Origin of the sequence: Pseudomonas sp. (assembly GCF_050739995.1) — a bacterium.
In the GTDB taxonomy this organism is placed as follows: Bacteria; Pseudomonadota; Gammaproteobacteria; order Pseudomonadales; family Pseudomonadaceae; genus Aquipseudomonas.
Genome location: NZ_JBOICG010000520.1, coordinates 1 through 8,648, shown reverse-complemented (window position 1 = coordinate 8,648; position 8,648 = coordinate 1). Strand labels below are relative to the sequence as shown.

Below are 8,648 nucleotides of genomic sequence, written 5' to 3'. Positions count from 1 at the left end.
GTCTTACGCGCTGAAAGTGCAGCCCGAGCAGCATTTCATCAATTGGCAGCAAGACCCCCAGGGCAATTACCTGGCGCGTTTGGTGTTCCCGGAAAAAACCGATGAGCTGCGCATCGAAGTCGATCTGGTCGCCGAGATGGCGGTGTTCAACCCGTTCGACTTTTTCCTTGAGCCTTATGCCGAAAAAATCCCCTTGCGCTACGCTGCCGATGAGCAGCGGGAGCTGGCACCGTACCTGGAAACCCTGCCGCTGACGCCCAGGGTTGCTGCCTACCTGGCGGGTATCGACCGTACGCCGCTGCCGGCGGTGGACTTTCTGGTGGGCCTCAACCAGCGCCTGGCTGCCGATATCGCTTACCTGATCCGCATGGAGCCTGGCGTACAAACCCCGGAATTTACCCTGGAAAACGCCTCCGGCTCGTGCCGCGATTCGGCCTGGCTGTTGGTGCAGTTGCTGCGCAACCTCGGGTTGGCGGCGCGGTTTGTCTCCGGTTATCTGATCCAATTGACCGCCGACGTCAAAGCCCTCGACGGCCCGTCTGGCACCGAGGTGGATTTCACCGACCTGCACGCCTGGTGCGAGGTGTATTTGCCCGGCGCGGGCTGGATCGGCCTGGATGCCACTTCCGGGTTATTTGCCGGCGAGGGCCATATCCCGTTGGCTTGTAGTCCCGATCCATCGTCCGCCGCGCCCATCAGTGGGTTGGTCGAACCCTGTGAGTGCGAGTTCACCCACGAAATGTCGGTAGAGCGCATCTGGGAGGCGCCGCGCGTCACCAAGCCCTACACCGAGGAACAATGGCTGGCGATCCAGGCCCTTGGCCGGCAGATCGACGGCGACCTGCTCAAGGATGACGTACGCCTGACCATGGGTGGCGAACCGACCTTCGTCTCCATCGACGACCCCGACGGTGCCGAATGGAACACCGCTGCGCTGGGGCCGGAGAAGCGACGTCTGTCTGCCGAACTGTTTCAGCGCATGCGCAAGCACTACGCGCCCAAGGGCCTGGTGCACTTCGGTCAGGGCAAGTGGTATCCCGGTGAACAATTGCCGCGTTGGTCGCTCAACTGCTACTGGCGCCGCGATGGGGTGCCGATCTGGCATAACAGTGCGCTGATCGCCGATGAGCAACAGGATTACGGCGCTGATGGCGTGCTCGCCGGGCGGTTTCTGGCCAGCATCGCCGAACGCCTGAAACTGCCGCCGCGCTTTGTGTTTCCCGCCTTCGAAGACAACTTCTACTATCTGTGGCGCGAAGGTGCGCTGCCGCAAAACGTTACCGCCCAAGACCCGCGCCTGGGCGACGAGCTGGAGCGTGAGCGCCTGCGCAAAGTGTTCAGCCAGGGCCTGGATAAAGTCATCGGCCAAGTGCTGCCGCTGGCGCGTACGGCGGCCAATGATCGTTGGCAAAGCGGGCGTTGGTACTTGCGCGATAACCACTGTCGGTTGGTGCCTGGCGACTCGCCGTTGGGTTATCGCCTGCCGTTGGCGTCACAGCCGTGGGTGACGGCGGCGGAGTATCCCTTTGTGCATCCCACCGACCCGAACCAGGATCAACCTGAGTTGCCGACCACGGCGCAACTGCAAAGCCATGACGATGCCGCGCCCGTCGATGAGCGTGTGCCGAAGGTCGATCAATCCGCTGACTGGCTCACCCGCACCGCGCTGTGCGCCGAGGCGCGGGAAGGGCGGCTGTACCTGTTCATGCCGCCGCTGGAGCGCGTCGAGGATTATCTGGAACTGGTGGCCGCCATCGAAGCCACCGCCGAAGAATTGCACTGCCCGGTGCTGCTGGAAGGCTACGAGCCGCCGGCCGATACGCGGTTGAGCAACTTCCGTGTCACGCCAGACCCGGGTGTGATCGAAGTGAATGTGCAGCCATCCGCCACTTGGGATGAATTGGTGGAACGCACCGAATTCCTCTACGAAGAAGCGCGGCAAACCCGCCTGACCACTGAAAAATTCATGATCGACGGGCGTCACACCGGCACCGGTGGTGGTAACCACTTTGTGCTGGGCGGCGCCACGCCCAAGGATTCGCCGTTTCTACGCCGGCCTGATCTGCTGCGCAGTCTGATCAGCTACTGGCACAACCATCCCTCTCTGTCGTACCTGTTTTCCGGCCTGTTTATCGGCCCGACGTCCCAGGCCCCCAGGGTGGACGAAGCGCGTAATGACGCCCTGTACGAACTGGAAATCGCCTTCGCCCAAATGCCCGAACCGGGTGAAGAATGCCCACCGTGGTTGGTCGACCGCTTGCTGCGCAACCTGCTGATCGACGTGACGGGCAACACCCACCGCGCAGAGTTCTGTATCGACAAACTCTACTCTCCCGACGGTGCCACCGGTCGATTGGGCTTGTTGGAATTGCGTGCCTTTGAAATGCCGCCCCATGCGCGCATGAGCCTCACCCAACAATTGCTGTTGCGTGCCCTGGTCGCGCGATTCTGGCGTGAACCTTATGCGCCACCGAAACTGGCGCGTTGGGGGACCGAGCTGCATGACCGCTTTTTGTTGCCACACTTTATCGAGCAGGATTTTGCCGATGTGATCGTCGAGCTGAATGCCGCCGGTTATCCGCTGCGTGCCGAATGGTTTGCCGCGCACTTGGAGTTCCGTTTTCCCAAGGTCGGCGACTATGCCGTCAGCGGGATCGAACTGGAATTGCGCCAGGCCCTGGAGCCCTGGCACGTACTGGGCGAAGAGGGCGCGGCAGGCGGTACGGTGCGTTATGTGGATTCGTCCTTGGAGCGTCTGCAAGTGAAGCTCACCGGGCTGCCGCCGCAACGCTATCTGCTGACCTGCAACGGTGTTCCGGTGCCGTTGCAAGCCACCGGACGGGTGGGCGAATTTGTTGCCGGCGTGCGTTACCGCGCCTGGCAACCGGCCAACTGTCTGCAGCCGACGATCCCGGTGCATGCGCCGTTGGTGTTCGACCTGCTCGATACTTGGATGCAACGCTCCCTCGGCGGTTGCCAGTATCACGTGGCCCATCCAGGTGGGCGCAATTACGACAGCTTGCCGGTGAATGCCAATGAGGCCGAGAGCCGGCGCATGGCGCGGTTTTTCCGGTTGGGGCACAGCCCTGGAAAGCTCCCAGTGCCGACGATAGTCATCAACGATGAATTGCCCATGACCCTAGATCTCCGACGTTTCCCCAATTAAGCGCGATTCAAATGTGGGAGGGGGCTTGCCCCCGATGGCGGTGTGCCAATCAACAAATGTGTAACTGACCCACCGTAATCGGGAGCAAGCCCCTCCCACATTAGATTGCAGTAAATTTGAGTTAATCTGAGCCCCCTTGCCCCTGCCGAGCGTTCCATGTCCGACTTGCTCGACCGTTACCCGCTGACCGCGGGTACTTATCATGAACTGCTGGACGACAGCGGCGCGGTGCGTGCCCATTGGCAGCGCTTGCTTGAGCACTTGCAGCGCAGTACGCCCGCGCAACTGGCTCAGCGCCAGGCGCTGTTGACCCGGCAGATCCAGGAAAACGGCGTGACCTACAACGTCTATGCCGACCCCAAGGGCGCCGACCGCCCCTGGGAGTTGGACCTGCTGCCCCATGTGTTGGCTGCCGATGAGTGGCAGCAGCTTTCGGCGGGGATCGCCCAGCGTGCGCGCTTGCTCAATGCTGTGCTGGCCGATCTCTACGGCCCGCAACGCCTGATCAAGGAAGGCTTGCTGCCGGCTGAACTGGTATTCGGGCATAACAATTTCCTGTGGCCCTGCCAGGGCATCCAGCCGCCGGAGGATGCTTTCCTGCATCTGTACGCCGTGGACCTGGCACGCACACCGGATGGTCGTTGGTGGGTCACCGCCGACCGGACCCAGGCGCCATCGGGTGCGGGTTATGCGCTGGAAAACCGCACCATTGTGTCCCGTGCTTTCCCGGATCTGTATCGTGATCTGCAAGTGCAGCACCTCACTGGTTTCTTCCGCACCTTGCAGGAAACCTTGGCCCGTCAAGCGCCCGGCGATGACCAGCCGCCGCTGATCGTATTGCTGACACCGGGGCGTTTCAACGAAAGCTATTTCGAACACCTCTACCTCGCGCGCCAACTCGGCTACCCGTTGGTGGAGGGCGGCGATCTGACGGTGCGCGACAGCACGGTGTTTCTTAAAACCCTCAGTGGCCTGCGTCGGGTGCACGCGATCATGCGCCGTCTGGACGACGACTTCTGTGACCCGCTGGAACTACGCACCGACTCTGCCCTCGGCGTGCCCGGGCTGCTCGATGCCGTACGCCAAGGCAACGTGCTGGTGGCCAATGCCCTTGGCAGTGGCGTGTTGGAGTCCCCGGGGTTGCTGGGCTTTCTACCGAAGATCAACCAGTTTTTGTTTGGCGAGGAACTGATCCTGCCGTCCATCGCTACCTGGTGGTGCGGTGAAGCACCGGTGCTGGCCGAAGCCTTGGAGAAACTGCCGGAGCTGCTGATCAAACCCGCGTTTCCTTCGCAGAGCTTCCCCCCGGTATTCGGGCGCGACTTGAACGACCCGCAACGCCAGGCCCTGGCCGAACGTATGCGTGCGCGACCCTACGCGTATGTCGCCCAGGAGCTGGCGCAACTGTCCCAGGCGCCGGTATGGCATACCGAGGATGATCATTTGCAACACCGCGCCATTGGCATGCGGGTGTACGCCGTGGCGAGCGATGAAGGTTATCGGGTGCTGCCCGGTGGCCTGACTCGCGTGGCGGCCGAGGCAGATGCCGAAGTGGTGTCGATGCAACGCGGTGGCGCCAGCAAAGACACCTGGGTGCTCGGTGAACGCGCTGCCGGTGGCGAGCATTGGCGTGCGCAGCGGGCGATTGGTGTGCATGACCTGGTGCGCCGTGACCCTTATCTGCCATCACGGGTGGTGGAGAACCTGTTCTGGTTTGGCCGCTACTGCGAGCGCTGCGATGACAGCGCACGCTGGCTGCGCATCGTGCTGGCGCGTTATGTCGACGGTGACGATCCACTCGCGTTGCAGGCGGCGGTTGAGCTCGGTGAAACCCTGCACCTGCTGCCGGAGGAGGGCGAGTTGCCTGAGCGCCTGTTGGCGGCCTTGCTCGGTGATGACTGGGCGTCGAGCCTGCGTGCCAATTTGCAGCGCTTGCAATGGGCGGCGTCCCAGGTGCGCGGCAAGCTGTCCCGGGAGAACTGGCAGGCCTTGGTGGAGCTGCAACGCGAAGCCATGGAACTGGAAAGCGAAACCCCGGACTTCGGCGAATTGCTGGACTTCCTCAACCGTCTGGTGATGTCGCTGGCGGCGCTGTCCGGGTTTGCCCTGGATGATATGACCCGAGACGAAGGCTGGCGCTTTTTGATGATGGGCCGGCGTATCGAACGCCTGCAGTTTCTCAGCAGCAGCCTCGCGGCATTTCTGCGTGGCGTGGCGGTGTTCGATCAGGCGGGGTTGGAGTGGTTGCTGGAACTGGGCAACAGTAGCATCACCTATCGCTCGCGCTACCTGGCGGTGCCCCAATTGATCCCGGTGCTCGACCTGTTGTTGCTGGATGAACAGAACCCCCATGCGGTGCTGTTCCAGTTAAAACTGGTGAGCCGCACCCTGCGCCGTCTCAACGATGACTTTGGTGTGCCTCGGGAAACCGGCCTGGGGCCATTGGTGGAGCGCCTGGCGCACTTCGACCTGGGTTGTCTGGAGAATCCGCTGTTTGGCGAGCCGAGCGTACGCGCCGCGCTGGGCGGCTTGGCCGACCTGCTGCAAGCGGTGGCCGATGAGAGTGGGCAAGTGTCGGATCGACTGGCGTTGCGTCACTTTGCCCATGTGGATGATGTCAGCCAACAAACGGTGTCGCTGTGATGAGTGCGCGCTACCAGATTTTCCACGATACCCATTACCACTACGACAGCCCGGTGTCCCTGGCCCAGCAATTGGCGCACCTGTGGCCACGGCCGTGTGCCTGGCAGCGCTGTAGCTCGCAGCAACTGGACATCAGTCCGCAACCGTCTGCGCGACGTGATGAGCTGGACGTGTTCGGCAACCCGATTACTCGCCTGGCTTTTGAGCGGCCCCATGATGAACTGCTGGTGAATGCCGGGCTGACCGTGGAAGTGCTGGCGCGGCCGGCCCTGGACTTTCAGCAGTCGCCGGCCTGGGACCAGACCCGTGACAGTCTCACTTATAGCAGCCAACCGATGTCGGCTGAGTTGATCGAAGCCTGCCGCTATCGCTTTGAATCGCCTTACGTGCATCTGAAAAAGGCCTTCGTCGAATTCTCCGAAAGCTGTTTTCCCCCAGGCAAGCCATTGTTGCTGGGCGTACAGGCGCTGATGGAGAAGATTTTCAGGGAGTTCACGTTCGATGCCGAAGCCACCCAGGTCGCCACGCCCCTGGTGGAGGTGCTGGAGCGCCGTCGCGGCGTTTGCCAGGACTTCGCCCACCTGATGCTTGCCTGCCTGCGCTCACGGGGCCTGGCGGCACGCTACATCAGCGGCTATTTGCTCACCCAGCCACCGCCCGGCCAGCCACGGCTGATCGGCGCCGATGCGTCCCATGCGTGGGTCTCGGTGTATTGCCCGGTGTCAGGTTGGGTGGATTTTGATCCGACGAATAACGTGCAGCCGGCACTGGAGCACATCACCCTGGCCTGGGGCCGGGATTTCTCCGATGTGTCGCCGTTGCGGGGGGGGATTCTGGGGGGCGGGACCCATGACCCGGCGGTGCGGGGGACGGTGATGCCGTTGGAGTGACGATGGATTGTGGTAAGCCGGGCGCGCCGGCTCACCACAAAGGAAATTATTCAGCCGGATCTTTTGGTGTTTCGGTCTCGTCGCTCGTTTCTTCAGCATCGACGTCTGCGGTCAGCCCATTGGCCTCTTCTTCTGCAGCGGCTTTCTTGCGTTGCAGTTTTTCCTCTTTCTTCTGCTCCTTGGCCAAGTCTCTCTGACGTTTGGCGAAGGAGTAATTAGGTTTGGCCATGGGCGATCCTCTAGGGTCGAAGGTGAGGGTGGGCGGCGCGCAGCTGCCTTGGGCCGCCATGGTAGCAGCTTAGCAGCGCGCTTGGCCTTCACTTACCGCAGGCGTAGGCGGCGAACAGGCCGTTGAACAGTTGGTTGAGGTGCATGGCTCGGACTCCAGTGGGGATAGGGCCGATCATAGGTAACGTGCGGCACTTTGGCTGGTTGATTGTGTTGATCAGTCTGATAGCCTAAAGTTGTATACAATCTGTTGACTCAGATCATAAGAATTCCTGCCTGCTTGAGGCACCCTTGTCGCAATACGCGTTTTTTAAACCCTGCCTTGGAGATTCACATGTTTGCCAAACTCGTTGCTGTTTCCCTGCTGACTCTGGCGAGCGGCCAGTTGCTTGCTGCAGAGTGCAAGGTCACCGTCGACTCCACTGATCAAATGTCCTTCAACACCAAGGCCATTGAAATCGACAAGAGCTGCAAGACATTCACCGTCGAGCTGACTCATTCCGGCAGCTTGCCGAAAAACGTTATGGGCCATAACTGGGTGCTGAGCTCCGCTGCCGACATGCCTGGCATCGCCAGCGACGGCATGGCTGCCGGTATCGACAAGAACTACCTGAAAGACGGCGACACCCGCATCATCGCCCACACCAAGATCATCGGTGCTGGCGAGAAAGACTCGGTGACCTTCGATGTGTCGAAGCTGGCCGCCGGGACTGATTACGCGTTCTTCTGCTCGTTCCCAGGCCACATCTCGATGATGAAAGGCACTGTGACCCTGAAGTAAGCCGACTCCGGTCGAAAAAAAGCGCCTGTTCAGGCGCTTTTTTTGTGGGCAGTCAGTTGAACCGAGTCATCGTTCTTCGCAGGCAAGCCAGCTCCCACACTCGACCGCATCCTCATGCTGAAACACGGTCAACTGTGGGAGCTGGCTCGCCTGTGAAAGCGATCTAACAGTCAACACATCTATCTCCCACACTCGACCGCATTCTCATGCTGAAACTTGGTCAACTGTGGGAGCTGGCTTGCCTGCGAAAGCGGTCTAACAGTTAACACATACCTATCTGGTTCACCTCATGGCGCGAACGGCATGACCCGCTTGTGCTCAGTCTTGCGGTACGTATCGCAGATAATCTTGAACGCCTCCTCACGCACCGGTTCACCGTGCAGGAACGCATCGATCTCGGCATAGGTCACGCCATGTGAGGCTTCGTCTGGCTTGCCCGGTGACAGGTCTTCCAAGTCCGCCGTCGGCACCTTCTCCACCAGTGATTCGGGTGCACCAAAGTACCGAGCAATCGCCCGCACCTGGTTTTTCACCAGGCCGCTCAACGGCGCCAGGTCGCACGCGCCGTCACCGAACTTGGTGAAAAAACCCATCACCGCTTCCGCCGCGTGGTCGGTACCGATCACCAGGCCACCGGCCGCGCCAGCGATGGTGTACTGCGCCACCATCCGCATACGCGCCTTGGTGTTGCCCAGCACGAAATCCCGGGATGCCGCTGGCTTGCCTTCAAACGCTGCCACTTCATTGGCCAGGGATTTCACAGCCGGGCCGATGTTCACGGTGTGGCGCTCGTCCGGCACGATGAAGTCCACCGAGGCCGTGGCATCGATTTCGTCGAACTGGGTTTCGTACGGCAGGCGCACCGCGATAAAGCGGTAAGCCTCATCACCGGTGTTTTCACGCAGCTCTTTCACCGCGCGCTGGGCCAACAGGCCTGCGG

General features: G+C 61.3%; 6 protein-coding genes. 4 read left to right on the top strand and 2 right to left on the bottom strand.

Features of this window, described 5'->3' with window-relative positions:
• The 3 genes from ACRESD_RS17070 to ACRESD_RS17060 form a co-directional block, all read left to right on the top strand.
• On the top strand, positions 1–3,166 hold a 3,166-nt coding region (locus tag ACRESD_RS17070), incomplete at its 5' end, for a DUF2126 domain-containing protein (RefSeq protein WP_431751994.1).
• A 156-nt stretch (positions 3,167–3,322) separates the two neighbouring features.
• Positions 3,323–5,809, top strand: coding sequence for a circularly permuted type 2 ATP-grasp protein (locus tag ACRESD_RS17065; protein ID WP_431751993.1), 2,487 nt, complete (start codon positions 3,323–3,325; stop codon positions 5,807–5,809).
• Positions 5,809–6,699 carry a transglutaminase family protein gene (locus ACRESD_RS17060; protein ID WP_431751992.1) on the top strand — a complete coding sequence of 297 codons (891 nt, stop codon included), beginning with the start codon at positions 5,809–5,811 and terminating at the stop codon, positions 6,697–6,699. Before ACRESD_RS17065 ends, ACRESD_RS17060 begins: the two co-directional genes overlap by 1 nt.
• 46 nt (positions 6,700–6,745) lie before the next feature.
• Here the strand turns inward: ACRESD_RS17060 and ACRESD_RS17055 are convergent, their stop codons facing one another.
• Entirely contained in the window at positions 6,746–6,928 is a 183-nt protein-coding gene (locus ACRESD_RS17055; protein ID WP_431751991.1) for a hypothetical protein, read from the bottom strand.
• Positions 6,929–7,261: 333 nt separating this feature from the next.
• On the opposite strand from ACRESD_RS17055, the gene azu reads away from it, so the two are divergent.
• Complete coding sequence (gene azu, locus ACRESD_RS17050; protein WP_008439083.1) at positions 7,262–7,708, top strand: azurin; 447 nt, start codon at positions 7,262–7,264, stop codon at positions 7,706–7,708.
• Positions 7,709–7,995: 287 nt separating this feature from the next.
• Here the strand turns inward: azu and nadE are convergent.
• Positions 7,996–8,648: ammonia-dependent NAD(+) synthetase (gene nadE / locus ACRESD_RS17045; RefSeq protein WP_431751990.1), on the bottom strand; the 653-nt coding region annotated here is incomplete at its 5' end.